At 69.2% G+C, this 16,706-nt stretch carries 16 protein-coding genes; 4 read left to right on the top strand and 12 right to left on the bottom strand.

Annotation, left to right across the window (positions count from 1 at the left end; translation table 11 throughout):
* Nucleotide 1: 1 nt before the first annotated feature.
* The 4 genes from AB0I34_RS28840 to AB0I34_RS28825 form a co-directional block, all read right to left on the bottom strand.
* Nucleotides 2–610 (bottom strand): zf-HC2 domain-containing protein, encoded by a 609-nt coding sequence (locus tag AB0I34_RS28840; RefSeq protein WP_360451002.1) that lies wholly within the window; start codon nt 608–610, stop codon nt 2–4.
* Complete coding sequence (gene sigE / locus AB0I34_RS28835) at nt 607–1,275, bottom strand: RNA polymerase sigma factor SigE (RefSeq protein WP_360450999.1); 669 nt, start codon at nt 1,273–1,275, stop codon at nt 607–609. Before sigE ends, AB0I34_RS28840 begins: the two co-directional genes overlap by 4 nt.
* A 150-nt stretch (nt 1,276–1,425) precedes the next feature.
* Nucleotides 1,426–1,647, bottom strand: coding sequence for a biotin/lipoyl-binding carrier protein (locus AB0I34_RS28830; RefSeq protein ID WP_360450997.1), 222 nt, complete (start codon nt 1,645–1,647; stop codon nt 1,426–1,428).
* A 35-nt stretch (nt 1,648–1,682) separates the two neighbouring features.
* Nucleotides 1,683–2,228 carry a CGNR zinc finger domain-containing protein gene (locus tag AB0I34_RS28825; RefSeq protein ID WP_360450994.1) on the bottom strand — a complete coding sequence of 182 codons (546 nt, stop codon included), beginning with the start codon at nt 2,226–2,228 and terminating at the stop codon, nt 1,683–1,685.
* Nucleotides 2,229–2,299: 71 nt separating this feature from the next.
* Here AB0I34_RS28825 and AB0I34_RS28820 point away from each other — a divergent pair, with 71 nt between their 5' ends.
* The gene (locus AB0I34_RS28820) at nt 2,300–3,475 is read left to right on the top strand and encodes an MFS transporter (RefSeq protein WP_360450991.1); all 1,176 of its coding nucleotides are present in this window, start codon (nt 2,300–2,302) and stop codon (nt 3,473–3,475) included.
* Here the strand turns inward: AB0I34_RS28820 and AB0I34_RS28815 are convergent.
* A complete protein-coding gene (locus tag AB0I34_RS28815; protein ID WP_360450988.1) occupies nt 3,462–4,343 on the bottom strand; it encodes an SIS domain-containing protein in 882 nt (293 codons plus the stop codon). The genes AB0I34_RS28820 and AB0I34_RS28815 overlap by 14 nt on opposite strands.
* Before the next feature lie 101 nt (nt 4,344–4,444).
* Between AB0I34_RS28815 and AB0I34_RS28810 the strand changes: the two genes are divergently transcribed.
* Both AB0I34_RS28810 and AB0I34_RS28805 read left to right on the top strand, forming a co-directional pair.
* Nucleotides 4,445–5,227 carry a DeoR/GlpR family DNA-binding transcription regulator gene (locus AB0I34_RS28810; protein ID WP_112244167.1) on the top strand — a complete coding sequence of 261 codons (783 nt, stop codon included), beginning with the start codon at nt 4,445–4,447 and terminating at the stop codon, nt 5,225–5,227.
* Nucleotides 5,228–5,383: 156 nt separating this feature from the next.
* A complete protein-coding gene (locus AB0I34_RS28805) occupies nt 5,384–6,061 on the top strand; it encodes an O-methyltransferase (protein ID WP_360450986.1) in 678 nt (225 codons plus the stop codon).
* Between the two features lie 344 nt (nt 6,062–6,405).
* Here AB0I34_RS28805 and AB0I34_RS28800 read toward each other — a convergent pair whose 3' ends face one another.
* The 4 genes from AB0I34_RS28800 to AB0I34_RS28785 are packed head-to-tail and all read right to left on the bottom strand — an operon-like array spanning nt 6,406 to nt 9,085.
* On the bottom strand, nt 6,406–7,128 hold the full coding sequence (locus tag AB0I34_RS28800; RefSeq protein ID WP_360450983.1) for an alpha/beta hydrolase: 723 nt from the start codon (nt 7,126–7,128) through the stop codon (nt 6,406–6,408).
* Nucleotides 7,128–8,138 (bottom strand): amidohydrolase family protein, encoded by a 1,011-nt coding sequence (locus AB0I34_RS28795; protein WP_360450980.1) that lies wholly within the window; start codon nt 8,136–8,138, stop codon nt 7,128–7,130. Before AB0I34_RS28795 ends, AB0I34_RS28800 begins: the two co-directional genes overlap by 1 nt.
* A complete protein-coding gene (locus tag AB0I34_RS28790) occupies nt 8,138–8,656 on the bottom strand; it encodes a 3-hydroxyanthranilate 3,4-dioxygenase (RefSeq protein ID WP_360450978.1) in 519 nt (172 codons plus the stop codon). The genes AB0I34_RS28795 and AB0I34_RS28790 overlap by 1 nt, the downstream gene beginning before the upstream one ends.
* 3 nt (nt 8,657–8,659) lie before the next feature.
* A complete protein-coding gene (locus AB0I34_RS28785; RefSeq protein WP_360450975.1) occupies nt 8,660–9,085 on the bottom strand; it encodes a RidA family protein in 426 nt (141 codons plus the stop codon).
* Nucleotides 9,086–9,179: 94 nt separating this feature from the next.
* Between AB0I34_RS28785 and AB0I34_RS28780 the strand changes: the two genes are divergently transcribed.
* Nucleotides 9,180–12,671: a tetratricopeptide repeat protein gene (locus tag AB0I34_RS28780; RefSeq protein WP_360450972.1), complete on the top strand. Its 3,492-nt coding sequence runs from the start codon at nt 9,180–9,182 to the stop codon at nt 12,669–12,671.
* On the opposite strand, the gene AB0I34_RS28775 is transcribed toward AB0I34_RS28780, so the two are convergent.
* Genes AB0I34_RS28775 through kynU form a run of 3 tightly spaced genes read right to left on the bottom strand, consistent with a single transcriptional unit; the run spans nt 12,621 to nt 16,677 of the window.
* Nucleotides 12,621–14,123: a 2-hydroxymuconic semialdehyde dehydrogenase gene (locus AB0I34_RS28775; RefSeq protein WP_360450969.1), complete on the bottom strand. Its 1,503-nt coding sequence runs from the start codon at nt 14,121–14,123 to the stop codon at nt 12,621–12,623. The genes AB0I34_RS28780 and AB0I34_RS28775 overlap by 51 nt on opposite strands.
* On the bottom strand, nt 14,120–15,421 hold the full coding sequence (locus AB0I34_RS28770) for an NAD(P)/FAD-dependent oxidoreductase (RefSeq protein ID WP_360450966.1): 1,302 nt from the start codon (nt 15,419–15,421) through the stop codon (nt 14,120–14,122). The genes AB0I34_RS28775 and AB0I34_RS28770 overlap by 4 nt, the downstream gene beginning before the upstream one ends.
* A complete protein-coding gene (gene kynU / locus AB0I34_RS28765) occupies nt 15,418–16,677 on the bottom strand; it encodes a kynureninase (RefSeq protein WP_360450963.1) in 1,260 nt (419 codons plus the stop codon). The genes AB0I34_RS28770 and kynU overlap by 4 nt, the downstream gene beginning before the upstream one ends.
* Nucleotides 16,678–16,706: the final 29 nt, after the last annotated feature.

Below are 16,706 nucleotides of genomic sequence, written 5' to 3'. Positions count from 1 at the left end.
GTCAACGTCCTGCCAGGGCCACCGGCTGCAGCGTCGGGCTCAGCCCCGCGTACCCAGCCCCGTTGTAGGAGTTCAGCAGCGCGACCGGGTCAGCGAACGGCGCTCCGCTCGTCGTGCTGGCGTGGTCGGCGGAGAAGCTCGCGACCGGCGGCTGCAGCGCGGGTGGCTGCTCCGACCGGGCCGGGTCTCCGACGACGAACGCCGTACCGAGTAGTGAGGCCACTGCGGCGGCAGAGCTCGCAGCAGTCAGTACGCCGGTACGCCGCCGGGAGCGAGTGGTCCGAGGCGCGGGGCCGGTGGAGCCACTGCGACCCGCCGGGAACGCGGACCGCTGCGGGAAGAGCGACACGGCCGGTGTGAGGACCGGGCGGACCTCCTCGCGCGGCTCCATCGAGAACGACGAGACGCCCATCAAGCGCTGCATCAGGTCGGTGGACGGCTCCGGCAACTCCTGAGTCGCCATCCGGGCCTTGAGCCGGCGCTGCGCGTCCACCTCCGCACGGCAGGTGTCACAGCTGACCAGGTGGCTCAGCACCTTGTCGCGGGAGTCGTGATCGAGTTCACCGTCGACGACGGCACTCAGCTTGTCCATCGGGTGCTGCAGCGTCACCGGTGCTCACCTCCGGTGCTGAACGGTCCGTCTGCGGGCGGACCACCGATCCGGGACTGACCAGAGCGCGGGGCGCGGTGCTCCAGGTGCTTGCGCAGCATCGAGCGGCCTCGGTGGATCCGGCTGCGGACCGTCCCGAGCTTCACATCCAGCACGTCGGCGATCTCGTCGTACGTCATGCCCTCGATGTCGCACAGCACGACGGCCGCACGGAAGTCCTCCGGCAGCGCGTCCAGTGCGTCCTGCACGTCGTGGTCGAACAGGTCCGAGTCGAGCTTCTCGGCCGGGCCCTCGCCCTTGGCCGGGAGCCGGTCGTGCGCATCCTCCGGCAGGCCGTCGAAGCGGATCCGCTGCTTGCGGCGGGCGCCGTCCAGGAACAGGTTCGTGGTGATCCGGTACAGCCAGCCCTCGAAGGTGCCCGGCGTGTACGACGACAGCGAGCGGAAGACCCGGACGAAGACCTCCTGGGTCAGGTCCTCGGCGTCGTGCTTGTTGCCGGTCAGCCGGTACGCCAGCCGGTAGACCCGGGCCGAATGCGCGCGGACGATCTCGTCCCACGACGGCAGCGCGTCAGCAACCGCCTCCGGGACAGGCACCACAGAGGTGTCAGCCGGCTTCACCGCAACGCCTCCCAGGGTCCTCTCGGCAATAAGCGTGAAGGCCATGGTGCCGCGTTCACCGTCCTCTGCGCACGTGGGGAACACCCGGGTTGGACCCTGAGTTGCTCGTACGACGGCTCAACGCGGCGCTCCGGCCGGAAGTTCCCGGCCGGTGCCCTCACCAAAGAAGACGTATCAGCGGCCATTTCGGTTGAATCAGTTCTCCTCGATCACAGCGATCGGGTCCCCGTCGCGGACGACTTCGCCCTCGGTGACCTTCAGCTCGACAATGGTCCCGGCCACCTCGGCCAGCACCGGGATCTCCATCTTCATCGACTCCAGGATGACGAGGGTGTCCTCCGGCCCCACCGTGTCCCCGGCCCGGGCGGTGACTTTCAGCACATTGGCCACCAGTTCCGCCACCACGGTATGACTCAACTCGCACTCCTCCGGTCCGGATCTCTGCCTCGATCCTAGGCCTCCCCGGCGACTGCCTGGCGGGCCCGGTACGACGCGACGCGGGTGCGGCTGGAGCAGGTCGGCGAGCAGAACCGGCGCGGTCGGCGCTCGGCCGGGTTGACGAAGACGCGCTCGCAGTCCGGGGCCGCGCAGGCGTCGATCGCCGCGAACCCATGGCCGGCCGCGAACCCGGCCAGCCCGAGCGCGGTCGAGGCGGCGAGCCACTCGGCCCACGTCGCCTCCGGCTTGGCCACATGCAGGTGCCACGGCGACCCGTCATGGTCGGACAGATACGGGCGTACGGCGTACTCCGCGAGCAACTCGTTGAGGACCCGGGCCGCCTCGGCCGGGTCGGCGTGGAACACCGGCCGGATCCGCTCGCGGACAGCCCGGACCGCCGCCAGATCACCGTCGTCCAGCGTGATCGGGTCCGACTCGCCATGCTCCAGCAGGAAGTCGCGGACATCGTCGGGCTCATTGAGCCGCTCCGGGTCACGGGTGCGCGTGTTGACCAGATCGACCGCGAGCCGGATCAGCCGGTCCGGCGTCTGAATCTCCACCACTTCCCCCTCTCGTAACGTATTTGCTAGCGTAACGCGTAACCGTAGATATAGCGTTACAGGAGGTCGGCGTGCCCAGCTACTACGTCGCCGCGACCCTCGCCAGGCTCGCCGACGAGATGGTCGCGTTCACGCTGGTGCTCCTCGTGCTGGAGCGCACCAGCAGTCCTGCGCTCGCAGGTCTCACCGGGGCGGCCTACGCCTTGCCGGCCGTTGTCACCGGCCCATTGCTCGGCGCCTGGCTCGACCGGACGCCGTACCGTCGCTCCGCACTGGCGCTCAACCAGGCCGTGCTCGGTGTGGTCATGCTGAGCCTTCTCGGCGTGGTCGGCCACAGTGCGCACTGGGTCACTCCGGTGCTGGCGGCTGTCGCCGGGGCGACGCTGCCGATGGTGAGTGGTGGTTTCACGAGCATGTTGCCGAGCCTCGTCCCGCAGGAGCGGTTGGCTCGCGCCAACTCGTTGGAGGCCGCGAGCTTCGGAGCGGCCACGATCACCGGTCCGGCGACCGCAGCGACCATCTCGGCGGTGTTCTCGGTGGAGACCGCCGTACTGGTCATCGCACTGGCTGCGACGCTGAGCATCGTCGCCATCACCCGGCTGCCCGCACTCCCTCGGGCTGTGACCGGCGGCGAACCGTTCATGGCCTCGGTCATCGGTGGGCTGGCGCATCTGGCGCGTACTCCGCGGCTGCGCGCATCGACGGTCACGACCACGTTGCTTCTGGGTGTGATGGGCATCCTGCTGATCACACTGCCGCTGCACATGGAGTCACTCGGCATGCCGACGTCCGCAGCCGGCTATCTGTGGACCGCACTGGAGGTCGGCAGCGTCACCACTGCTCTGGCGTTAGGCCGACTCCAGACTCGCTGGCGTCCGGAGCACGTGGTGATGGTGTCCGTTGCGGCGTACGGGCTGGCCATGCTGACGTGGCCGCTGGCCGGGTCCTTCGCCGTACTCCTGCTGCTCGCGGCTGTCGCCGGACTGCTGCAAGGGCCGACCATGCCGGCCATGTTCGCGGCGCGTCAGCAGTACAGCCCCCAGTCACTGCAGGGCAGGGTCAGCACGACCGCAGCCAGCCTGCGCGTGGGCACTGCCGCGCTCGGGCAGGCTGCGGGCGGCCTCCTGGTACCGGCGATCGGCACTCACAAGGCCCTGCTCGTCGTCGCCATCGGACTGGTCGCCGCCGCGGTCTTGGGTCGCGTGGCAGGCGTCCAGACAAGGGAGCCTGTGCTCAGTGGAGGATGACGGAACGGGTCAGACTGCGCGGCTGGTCCGGGTTGAGGCCCAGAGCCAGTGCCTTGGCGACTGCGACGCGCTGAGCCACGACCAGCGACGCCATCGGGTCCAGGTCCGCGTGGTGTACGACGGTCGCACCGGTGGCAGTGACGTCATCGAGCAGACCGGCCGGCGACTCCCCGAAGATCCAGACGCCGCGGCCCGGCTGCGCGATCGCGATCGGACCGTGCCGATAGTCCATCGCCGGGTACGCCTCGGTCCACGCGGACGCGGCCTCACGCTGCTTCAGCGCCGCCTCGTGCGCCAGGCCGACAGTCCACCGGGTGCCGACGTACGTGAGCTGCTCCAGCTTGGCCAAGTCGTCCACGTTCACGGCCAGCGCCGTCTCCGCGTCCGCGGCCGCCTGCTCGAGGTCCTGGCCCAGTGATGCCCGCAGCAGCGCCAGCGTGGTGGTCGCGAAGCGGGTCTGGACAACGGACTGCTCATCGGCGAAGTCCAGCATGATGGTGCGGTCGGCCAGCTCGACGATCGGCGAGTCCGGAGTGGCGGTGATCGCGATCGTGGGGAGGTCCGTCGCCCGGATCAGGTCGAGCACCTCGGTCGTCGTACCGGACCGGCTGATCACGACCACGGCGTCGTATGTCCGGCCGGCCGGGAACTCCGATCCGGCGAACGCGTCGGTCTCCCCCTGGCCGAGGTCCTCGCGCAGGGCGGCGTACGCCATCGCCATGAACCAGGACGTGCCGCAACCGACCGCGGCGACCCGCTGACCGGCCTTCGGCAACGCGCCGCCGTACTGCGCGAAACCGGTCGAAACCTGCCGCCAGAGGTCAGGTTGAGTGGCGATCTCAGTGCTCACACATGGCGTCGACGTCATCATGTCTCCCTAGATGTCATGGTCGAAACTGCTCGAACGTGATCGAATGGTGCCAACCAGCCGCCACCCGGCTGACCGATTGTGTGAAGGAGGAGCCCCGGGTGAAGCGTTATGAACGCCTCAACACCTTGCTCGAGTCGCTCGCCGAGAAGGGCGCCATCGACGTCGACGAGCTCGCCGAGCAGTTGCACGTCTCGGCAGCCACGATCAGGCGCGATTTGGACCACCTCGGCAAGCAGCAGCTCCTCACCCGGACCCGCGGTGGCGCGGTGGCCAACGCGGTGTCGTACGACCTGCCGCTGCGCTACAAGACTGCGCGTTTCGCGTCCGAGAAGCAGCGGATCGCGCAAGCCGCGGCCACTTTGGTCCGCCGCGGCATGGTGATCGGGATGAACGGCGGCACCACGATCTCCGAGGTGGCCCGCACGCTGGCGACCCGGCCGGAGCTGTCCGCCGAGCATGGCGAGCCCGCGTTCACCCTCGTCACCAACGCGCTGAACATCGCCAACGAGCTGATCGTCCGGCCGCACGTCAAGATGGTGCTCACCGGCGGCGTGGCCCGGCCGCAGTCTTACGAGATGATCGGGCCGCTGTCGCACCGGATCCTGGCCGACCTGTCCCTGGACATCGCCTTCATCGGCGTCGACGGGATCGACGAGACCGGCGCCACCGCCCACCACGAGGGCGAGGCGAACATCAACCAGCTGATCGTCAGCCGGGCCGCCAAGGTCGTCGTGGTCGCCGACTCCTCCAAGCTCGGCCAGCGCGCGTTCGCGCGGATCTGCGAGCTGAGCGAGATCGACACCCTCGTCACCGACGCGCAGGCCGACGAGAGCCAGCTGGCCGTCTTCAAGGAAGCCGGCATCGACGTCATCCGCTCCTAGGACCCTCAACACGCCGTACCTCCCTCCCGTGGGTGCCTCATGGCTGCCGAGGTCGATCATATCTGACTCAAGTGGCAGAGTTATGAGCAAGAGTACGCAGTCCCAGCGCGGGAGACACGGAATGAGGCCCTCGTGCCGCTAGGCTTCTGACTCAGCATGAGTAGCGCAGCGGCAGAACCTTGGGAGGGCATCATCGCCACCGGCATCGACCCGACGTCCTGGGCATACGCCGAGGACTACACCGGTGAGGACGAAGTCGTCACCGGTGCGCGGGCGAGTGCCGAGGACAGCGGCATCGCCGCGATCGGTCCCGGTGCCGCGGCCGCGCTGAGCATGCTCGCGGCCGGCGTGAGCGCCAGAGCCGTGGTCGAGATCGGCACCGGCACCGGCGTCTCCGGGCTGGCCCTGCTGCGCGGGATGCGCGCGGACGGCACCCTCACCACGGTGGACATCGACGCCGAGAACCAGCGGCTCGCCCGCAAGACGTTCCTGGACGCCGGCGTCCCGTCGAACCGGTTCCGCCTGATCGCGGGCTCCGGGCTCGACGTGGTCACCCGGCTCACCGACCGGCACTACGACCTGGTCTTCTGCGATGCGGACCGGCGCGAGAACACGGCGTACCTGCACGAGGCACTGCGCCTGCTCCGCCCCGGCGGCCTGGTCGTCTTCGCCGGCATCCTCACCGGCGGCCGAGTCGCCGACCCCGCTCACCGCGACCCCGACACCAACGCCCTCCGCGACCTGCTCCGAGCAGTCCGCGACGACGACAACCTGGTCTCAGCCCTCCTCCCCACCTCCGAAGGCCTCCTCACCGCCGCCAAACGCCTCCACTGAGCGCCACACAGAGCTGACCCGCCGAACGTTGGGCTGCGGCATCTCGACAGGCTGCTCTGGTCGCAGACGGCGTACCCCTCCGCCGACATGCCAGCAAACCGGCAGTGATGCGCACCCGCTGGCAGGTTATCCAGCCGATAGCGCACTGTAACCCGCCAGGCGGCAAGGACCGCGCTACCGGTGCCCTCGGCAACCAACTGCTGTCCACGTGCGGCTGGACAGGAAGTATCTCGCCGACAGGTAGTGCAGCTGAGCGCACATGGCGGCCTGTGTACGGTGTCTCGCAGGTGCACTACCTGTCGAGCTGTACACCGCCTCGGTCAGAAAGGCCAGAACTAGGGCCTTCAACCCGTCAGGCGGGTCAGTTCTGCGGTTAGTTCGTGCCAGTGGGGGCTTTGGGGGTCTATCAGGTCGTAGTGGCCGGCGCCTTCGACGCGGTTGAGGTGGGCGGTGGGGTGGGCGGTGAAGTAGGACTCGGTGACGCTGAGTGGGACGTGGCTGTCGACCGTGCCGTGGATGATGCTGATCGGGGCGATCGCGGCGGGCAGGTGCACCGGGTCGAGGTCGTTGCGTACGCCGTCGCCGATGAAGTCCTGTACGGCGCCCTTGTCCAGGCCGAGCCGGTCGGCCATCACGAGATCCGCGACCGGGGCCAGCGCGACCAGACCGCGGAGCCGGACCGGGTTCAGCGTCGAGGCTGCCCACAACGCGAGCTGTCCCCCTGCCGAGTGGCCGACCAGCACGTAGCCGGCATGGACGTCGACCAGGTCCGGCAGCGACTCGATCGCCGCACGGACGTCCGACGTACTCGCGTCCGGGTCGCCGGGCTCGCGACGGTACTCCAGGGACACCACCGGCCAGCCGAGGTCGGAGAGGGCCTCACCGAGCGGACGGGCGTGTTTGCGGTCGTACTCCGGCCGCCAGAAGCCACCGTGCACGAACACGATCAGCGGCCGGTACTCCTTGGCATGCCAGTAGTCGATCACCTGGTCCGCGTGGTCGCCGTACCGGAGCTCCTCGTCGGGCTCACGGGCCGCGCGGGTCAGAACCGATCGGTCTTCACTCATCAGACCTCCCGAGGCTGCTCTGACCTCCCGAGAAAGTGCAGAGCGTTCGTGGACAGCAGCTTGTGCCGCTGGTCCGCGGACAGGAAACCGGCTTTCCGTACCACCTCCCCGACCGGCCGCTCGCCCAGTGGATACGGATAGTCACTGCCGACCAGTACCCGATCATCTCCCAAGGTATCGACAAGTAGCCGCAAAGGCGCTGATTCGAACACGACCGTGTCGACCACGAACCGATCCAGGTAGTGAGAGGGTGGGTGCTCGGAGCAACCACGCACGATGTCACCGCGCCGGTGCCAGGCGTTCTCCAGCCGCCCCAGCCAGAACGCGAAACTCCCGCCGCCGTGGGCGAAACAGATCCGCAGCGACGGCGGCAACGCGTCGAAGGCCCCGCCGAGGATCATCGCCAGGACGGACAGATGCGTCTCGGCCGGCATCCCGGTCAGCCAGCGGGCCATCCAGCGATCCAGCCGCGGACCGGCCGGCATGTCCCACGGATGCACCAGGACCGGCATCCCGGTCTCCGCGCAGTGCTTGAGAAAGGCAACGATTCCGGCGTCGTCGAGGTCCTTGTCGCCGACATGGTTGCCGATCTCGACACCGGCGTGACCGGCGGCCCGGCACCGGTCGACCTCGGCGCAGGCGGCGTCCGGATCCTGCAACGGCACCTGGCAGAACGGGACGAAGCGGCTGTCCCCGGCGAGCGTCTCCAGGGTCAGGTCGTTGAAGATCCGGGCCAGCTTGACGGCCTGGCCGGCAGGCCGGTCATAGCCGAAGAACACCGGCGTCGGCGAGACCACCTGCAGATCGATGCCGTCGGCATCCATGTCGGTACGGCGTACGGCGGGATCCCACGCCTGTGGACCGATCGGGCGGAACTCCGTCGAGCCGACCATGATCATCGCGGCCCGCTCGGAGTCGATCCGCAGCCACGGCCAGCCGTCGCCGCCGCACGCTACCGAGAGATCCGGCCAGCCCTTCGGCACCAGATGCGTGTGGACATCAACAGCCATCAGGCCTTACCCGGGTGCAGCGTGCCGCAGTCCGGGCAGGTGCGCGCGTCCTCGCTGTCGTAGAAGGCCTTGAACACCGGTGGCAGGTCGGCCACGATGTCGGTCACCTGGAGCTCGACCTCGTGCACGATCCCGTGGCAGTTGGCGCAGTACCAGCGGAACTTCTCCAGCGTGCCCGGCTCCCGGACCCGCTCGATCACCAGTCCGATCGAGTCCGGCCCGCGCTGCGGCGAATGCGGCATGTTCCGCGGCAGCACCCACATCTCTCCCGCGTTCACCTCAACGGTGGCGGGGCCGTCGTCGGTGACGACGTCGACCCGGAGCTCGCCCTTGATCTGGTAGAAGAACTCCTCGTACGGGTCCACGTGGAAGTCGGTCCGCTGGTTCGGACCGCCGACCACCATCGTGATGAAGTCGTCCCCGGTCGGGAACATCTGCTTGTTGCCGACCGGCGGCTTCAGCAGATGCTTGTTCTCCTCGATCCACTGCGGGAAGTTCGTCGACTCCAGATTCGCCATGCCCTACTCCTTTGCACCTTGCGGGATCGCCGCTACGGCCTGGATCTCGATCAGCAGCTGGGGATGCGGCAGCTGATGGACTGCGACGGTCGTCCGGGCCGGCCCGGACTCGTCGAAGAATTCGCCGTACACCTCGTTGTAACCCCCGAAGTCGTTCATCGACACCAGGTACGTCGTCACGCTCACCAGGTCGTCGAGTCCGGCGCCGACCGCCGCCAGGATGTCCCGGATGTTCTCCAGCACCGCCCGGGTCTGCACCTTGATGTCCAGCGACACCGTGCCGAGTTCGTCGACCGAGGCACCCGCGATGGTGTTGTCCGGCAACCGGCTGGAAGTCCCCGACACGAAGGCGAACCCACCGCTCACCTTCACGTGCGGAAACCGCCCCCGCGGCACCGCCTTCCCCGCCACCACCGTCGCGTCGGCCATGTCAGCATCCTTGCCCACCACCCACCATCCGCCAAGTACCTGCCGCACCGGCGTCGCGTGGCCACTCACCCCGCCCTCCACTACGATCGAACGGGTGACCGACGAGGACTTCTCGCTGCAAGACATCCTGGAGTCCCGGGACGCCGGCACGTTCGTCGGGCGCACCGAGCCGCTGCAGCTGTTCGAGCAGAACCTGGCGCTGCGGCCCAACGATCCCCGCCGCCGCTTCGTCGTCAGCCTGTACGGCGACGCCGGCGTCGGCAAGACCTCGCTGGTCCAGCGCTGGCAGGCCGCCGCGACCAAGAGGAAATGTGCCACCGCGTACGTCGACGAGGCGTTCGACGTACTGTCCGCGATCGAGCAGCTCGCCCGCGGTCTGGCCGCCTCCGGGTCCGCCTGCCGCGGTTTCGACAGCAGGCTGAGGCAGTACCGCAAACTGCGTCTCAGCGTCGACTCCGATCCTGGCGCCCCGTCCGGGATCTCGTCGGTGCTGACCCGGGCGGCGGTCCGGCTCGGGATCCGTGCGGCCGGCGAGATCCCCATCGCCGGCGTGCTGGCCGGTGCGATCGACGAGAACGAGGTAGCGTCGCGGGTCGACCAGTACCGTGCCTACCTGGCCGGCAAGATCACTCGGCACGACGATCTCGAGCTGCTGCTGTCACCGGTCGAGGCGCTCAGCACGGCGTTCGTCACCGATCTCCGCAAGATCGGCCAGCGCCGGCAGATCGCGCTGTTCATCGACACCTTCGAGCGGACCGGCCCCGCCCTCAACGGCTGGTTGCTGGCCCTTCTGCGCGGCACCTGCGGCAAGTTGCCGGCCGACATCGTGGTGACGGTGTCCGGTCAGCATCCACTCGACCCGAACCAGTGGGCCGGCCTGCGGAACCTCCGCGTCGACATTGAACTGCAGGTGTTCACGGAGGCGGAAGCGCGCGAGCTCCTCGCCACCGAGCGGATCGTCGATCCCGGCACCGTTGACGTGATCCTCCGGCTCTCCGGCTGTCTGCCGATTCTCGTCGCCCTGCTGGCGGAATCGGCGGCTCGCGGCACCGCCGGATCGACGGATCACGCCGAGACCGCCGTCGATCGCTTTCTCCGGGAGGTGCGGGACAAGGACCGGCAGGCGGCCATCCTGGCCGGCGCGATCCCCCGTCGGCTCGACCGCGACATCCTCGAGGTGGCCGCCGGAACGACCGTCGACCTCGATTCGCTCCGTCGCCTCCCCTTCGTCTCCGCCCATGCCGACGGTTACCGCTACCACGACGTCGTCCGTACGCCGATGCTCCGCTCGCTGCGGCGCGCCTCCGTCCCCGACTGGACCGAACGCCAGCGGGCTCTGGCCGACCACTACCGCGAGCGGCTGGCAGAGCTCGATCTCGGTCCCACGAAGCGCTGGCGGGACGCCCGCTGGCGCGAGTTGAAGCTCGAGTCCACGTACCACAAGCTGTGCGCGGGCGGCGTACCCGAGCTGCCGAACGCACTGGAAGGGCTGATCGACGCCTACGGCCGGACCAGCGACAGCACGGCCAAGTGGGCCCAGATGATCGCCCAGGCGGGCGATGACTCCGACACCGACGAGATCCGGTCCCGCGGCGAGCAGCTGACCATCCTGCTCCAGGGATCGACGAGCGACGAACTGCTCCTCCTCGACGGCCTCGCCCTGGATCCGCTGCTGAGCACCTACCACCGAGCGGGCGCCCTCACCGAACGCAGCCGGCTGCACGAGCGCCTGAAGGACTACGAGGCTGCCCGGCGGGACCTCGACCGGGCGGACGCCCTGCTGCCCGGCCGCAGCTGGATCGTCGGCCCGCGCGGACGGATCCACGCCGATCTCGGCGACTACGACAAGGCCTTCGAGGACCTCGGCGAGGCCATCCGGATCGCCCCCGACTACGCGGGTGCCTACTCCTCCCGGAGCTCGATCAGCCGGCGTCTTCGCAAGTACGACGCCGCCCTCGAGGACATCGATCGCGTGATCGAACTACGCCCGGGCGACGCCTACTACCTCACGGTCAGGAGCTCGATCTACCGGGACCTGCGACGCTTCGCCGAGGCGAAGACGGATCTGGATCATGCGCACGCCCTGGCACCGACAGACACCTGGGTCCTGCTGTCCCGGGCCCGGCTCTGGCGCGATCAGCGGATGGAGCGCGAGGCGCTGGCCGACCTCGACAAGGCCGTCGAACTCGACCCGCAGTACACCGCGGCACTCGACGATCGGGCCGATATCCTCCTGTCCCTGGGGCAGTACGCCGACGCACTGGCAGATCTCGACCGAGCGATCGCGGCGGATCCGGGCGATCGGTGGTCGTTCACGATCAGAGCCCGGGTCTACGAGCGCTCCGGCGAGTTGTCGCGAGGGGTGGCCGACTTCACCGCGAGGATCCGGACCGATCCGGACAACCCGGTCCTGCTGCGCGCGCGAGCCGACCTGCATCTGAGCGCGCGCCGGTACGACGATGCGCTGCGGGATCTCGACCGCGCCCTCGAGTTGAGCCCCGACGACCTGTCGGCGCTCACGACGCGGGCGCTGGTGTACGACCGGTCGGGCCGTCGCTCCCGGGGACTCGCCGACCTCGACCGGGTGCTCGAGCTCGATCCGACCCGTGGTCCGACGTTCGGGATCCGGGCCGGGATGAGAGCCGCCGCGGGCCAGTACGACGGCGCGGTCGTGGACGCCGAGCGCTCCCTCGAACTCGACCCGTTGTCGGCACTGGCGTTCGACCAGCGTGGGTCCATCCGGCTGGATCACGGTGATCTCGACGGGGCCTTGGACGACCTCGATCGAGCCATCGAGCTCGATCCCGCTCTCGGTTCGGCGCTGGTTTCACGGGCGCAGATCGCAGAACTGGAAGGCCGGTACACGCAGGCGCTGGCGGACCTGGATCGTGCCGTCGACGTCGCCCGGCGGAGCGCCGGGGCGCTCTCGCGGCGCGCCAGAGTGCACGAGCGGCTCGGAAACCTCGACGCGGCCCGCGCCGACCACGACCGCGGGGTGACGATCCCCCGCAACCAAGGCTGGGCCTTGATCTACCGCGGCCAGTACTTCCTCCGCGTGGTCGGCGACCACTCGGCGGCCTTGCACGACTTCACCCAGGCGATCGACCGGCTCCCGCGGACGGCGACCGCCTGGATCGGGCGGGGCGAGACCTACCAGGCGATGGGTAAGACGGCCGCCGCACTGGCGGACTTCGAGCGTGGCGCCGAGCTCAATCCGAAGAACGGCTGGGGGCTGTACCGGCAGGCGCTGATCCGTCTCGACCAGGGCCGCGACGACGACGCGGCAGCGTTGCTCGAGTCGGCGCTGGAGTCACTGGACGATGAGGCGGACCAGCCGCGCCCGGATCTGCGCCGGCTGGTCCGCCAACCCACCTTCCTGACCGCGCTCGGAGCGCAGCGCGACGCGATCAACTACGTGGAAGGCGCACTGGCGGAGGACCTGCCGGATCTGCTGCGCCAGATCGGGGAGGAGCTGACCGAGTTGGGGGAGTTCATCGGCGCGGACAAGGTCGCGCCCGTCCTCGACGTACTGAGGTCAGGTCAGCTCGATGCAGACGTTGGTGGGCTCGGAGTAGAAGGCCAGTGAGTGCGTGCCGCCTTCGCGGCCTACGCCGGACAGCTTCATGCCGCCGAACGGCGTACGGAGGTCGCGGAGGAACCACGTGTTGATCCAGACGATGCCGACGTCGAGCGCCGGGCCGGCACGGTGCGCGCGGCCGACGTCGCGGGTCCAGACGGTGGCCGCCAGGCCGTAGTCGCTGTCGTTGGCCAGCGCGTAGGCCTCGTCCTCGGTGTCGAACGGGGCAATGTGGCAGATCGGGCCGAAGATCTCCTCGGTGGTGGCGCGGGCGTCCTGCGGCAGGCCGGTCACCACGGTCGGTTGCACGTAGCAACCACCGTCGCGGGCGTCGCCGAACGACGGTACGCCGCCACCGGTCAGCACCTCAGCACCTTCGGATCGGGCCAGGTCGTAGTACGAGAGGACCTTGTCGCGGTGCTGTTTCGAGATCAGCGGCATGTTCATGGTGGCCTCGTCGGCCGGCCAGCCGTAGGTCAGCTCGGATGCTCGTTGCGCCAGCCGAGAGCAGAACTCGGTGAAGATCGGGCGCTCGACGTACAGCCGTTCGGTGCACAGGCAGACCTGGCCGCCGTTGGTGAACACGGACCGCACCGATCCCTCGACCGCGGCGTCCAGGTCAGCGTCCGCGAAGACCAGGCCGGCGTTCTTGCCACCGAGCTCGAAGGACACCGACTTCACCCGGTCCGCGGCGACCTTGGCGATCGCCGTACCGGTCGCTGACTCGCCGGTGAACGTGATCGCGTCGACACCGGGATGCCGGGTCAGGTACTCCCCCGCCGACGACGGGCCGAAACCGTGGACGAGGTTGAAGACCCCAGGCGGTACGCCGGCCTCCGCCATCACCTCGGCCAGCACGGTCGCCGAGGCCGGTGTCTCCTCGGACGGCTTCACCACCACAGCGTTGCCGCAGGCAAGCGCCGGCGCGACCTTCCAGGTGAGCAGGAGCAGCGGCAGGTTCCACGGTACGACGATCGCCACCACGCCAATGGGTTTGCGGACGGCGTAGTTCAGCGCCCGCCGGCCGTCCGGCAGCACGGTCGTGTACGACTCGGTAGCAGCCGTGGTCGCGAAGTCGGCGAACGCACGGAAGTTCGCCGCACCGCGCGGGATGTCGAGCGTGCGGGCCTGGCTGATCGACTTCCCGGTATCACCCACCTCGGCCGCGACGAGGTCCTCGAACCGCCGCTCCAGTCCGTCGGCGACACGGCGCAGTACCACCGCCCGTTCCTGCTCGCTGAGACGTCCCCATGGTCCCTTCAGCGCCGTACGCGCCGCCTGCACCGCCGCGTCCACAGCCGACTCGTCCGCCTCGCAGACGTCGAAGATCTGCTCACCCGTCACCGGGCTCACCTTCGCGAACGTCGAGCCGCTCTCCACGAACTCGCCGTCGACGAAGTTCCGCAGCAACCCCACCGACTTGGGCTGCCCGGTCAGCAGCTCCGGCGTCCACAGACTCATCGCCGTCTCCTCCTCCGTGCGATCCCGAGCAGTACGCCGGCAGCGGCCACGGCACCCAACCCGAGCACCTGGTGCTGCCGATGGACGCGTTGCCGGACTTCGGCGTACGGCGTGGTGGAGAACGAGACGAGCTCGTAGCGGGAGACATACGTGCCGGGGAGCAGGCGTTCCAGGGCGTGCTCGATGCGCTTGGTGAGGCGGAAGACGGGCGACGCGACCTTGTCCCGCATCTCGACGAAGTTGCCGAGCGCCATCTCCGCGATCGCCTCGGAGTTCTCCCGGCGCCGCGCCTCGAACAGCGGCAGCGCCCGAGCCCACGACCCGGCGGTGTCGTCGAGGCAGCGGTCCAGCTCGACCACGTCCTCGAAGGCACAGTTCGCGCCCTGGCCGTAGAACGGGACGATCGCGTGCGCCGCGTCGCCGATCAGCGCGGTCCGCCCGTGCGCCTGCCAGGGCAGCGTGTGCACGGTCCCGAGCACACCGACCGGGTTGTGCAGGTAGTCGCCCACCAGATCCGGTGCCAACGGCAACAGATCCGGGTACGACGTCCTGAAGTGGTCCTCGATGTCCACCTCGGAGGTCAGCGCGTCGAACGACCCGGCCGGCCAGAACAGCGTGCAGGTGAAGGAGCGATCCGGATTCGGCAGCGCGATCATCATCGACGTACCTCGCGGCCAGATGTGCAGCGCACCAGGGTCAAGCGCGAACTCACCGTCGGCGGCAGGGATCGACAGTTCCTTGTACCCGTAGTCGAGGAAGTCGACGTCCTCGGCAACGATGCCCTCGGCAAGCAACTGCTCGCGCACCGCGGACCCGGCGCCGTCCGCGCCGAGTACCACGTCGGCCTCGGCCGAGACCTTCCCCGACGGCGTCGCGAACACCATCCGCCCGGCCTGCGACTCGAACTCGACCAGCCGATGCTCGAACTCGACCGACACGCCCGGAGCCTCCGCGGCTGCCGTCAGCAGCGCGTTGTTCAGTGCACCACGGCTGATCGAGTTGATCGCGCGGTTGCCGCCGGCCGAGTACGCCTGGAAGTCCAGCGGCCCGGAGACCGGGTGGATCATCCGGCCCTTCATCGGCAACGCGTCCGCCATCACCTGGTCGACCAGCCCGATCCGCCGCAGCGCATCCAGCCCGCGCTCGGAGATCGCGAGGTTGATGGACCGGCCGCGCTCGGCCTGACCGACGCGCGGGTCCGGCCGCCGTTCGTACAGCGTCACCGACAACCCGCGCCGGGCAAGGAAACAGGCCAGGAGACTCCCGGTCAGCCCGGCCCCGACGATCGCGACCTTCATGCCGGCACCGCCTCAGCCAGAGCCGTCGCCGCCCGCCAGCAGTCGTGGTACGTCGAGTACAGCGGCACCGGCGCCAGGCGCAGTACGTCGGGCTCCCGCGAGTCCGCGATCACGCCGTACTCGAACCGCAACCGCTTCGCCAGCGCACCCGCGCCGTGCGCACCACCGATCCGCACCGACAACTGCGCCCCGCGCCGCTGTGGATCCGTCGGCGTGATGACCTGCAACGGCCGCTCGATCATGACCTCGCTCAATTGCCTCTCCAGGTACGACGTCAACCGCAGACTGCGTTCGCGCAACACACCGATGCCGATCTTGTCGAAGATCTCCAGCGACGTACGCACCGGGCTCATCGAGAAGATCGGCGGATTCGACACCTGCCACGCATCCGCGGACGCGGGTGGTCGCGACTCCGGCGTCATCTCGAACCGGGTCGACGCCTCGGTGCTCCACCAGCCCTCGAACCGCGGCCGGTCGCCGCCCAGGTGGCGCTCGTGCACGAAGGCGCCGGCGAGCGCACCCGGCCCGGAGTTGAGGTACTTGTACGAACACCAGGCGGCGAAGTCGACGCCCCACTCGTGCAGCGCCAGCGGGACGTTCCCCGCCGCGTGCGCCAGGTCCCAGCCGACAATCGCACCGGCCGCATGTCCGGCCTTGGTGATCGTCGGGATGTCCATCAGCTCGCCGGTCAGGTAGTTCACCCCACCCAGCAGCACCAGGGCCACGTCGCCGCCCAGTTGCTCGACGACGTCCGCCGTACGCAGGCACTCCTCGCCCGGGCGTGGCCGCAGGCGGATGATCGCGTCGTCGGCGTCGTACCCGTGGAAGCGGGCCTGGGAGCGTACGGCGTAGCTGTCGGAGGGGAAGGCGGAGTCCTCGATCACGATCCGGTGCCGCGAGCGGGTCGGGCGGTAGAACGAAACCATCAGCAGGTGCAGGTTGACCGTGAGTGAGTTCATCACCACGGTCTCGTTCGGCAGCGCACCTACCAGCCGTGACGCCGGTCCGGTCAGGAGCTCGTGGTACGGCAGCCACGGCCGGCCGGCGTCGAGGTGTCCCTCCACTCCCAGCGACGCCCACGCGTCGAGGTCCTCGAGCAGCTCGGTCCGGGTCGCGCGCGGCCGCAGCCCGAGCGAGTTCCCGGCGAAGTACGCCACGTCCGGGTACTCGCCACCCTGCGCCGGCGGTACGTCGAACAGATCGCGATGCCCGGGGTCCGCGGCATCGAGTTCCAGCGCCTCTGCCTCCGCGCTCACGCCTCGGCGACCTCATCCGTCGCGGGCTC

Origin of the sequence: Kribbella sp. NPDC050281 (assembly GCF_040655855.1) — a bacterium.
Taxonomy (GTDB): Bacteria; Actinomycetota; Actinomycetes; order Propionibacteriales; family Kribbellaceae; genus Kribbella.
The sequence above is the reverse complement of the archived record's forward strand: the minus strand, read 5'-3'. Positions and strand labels throughout refer to the sequence as shown.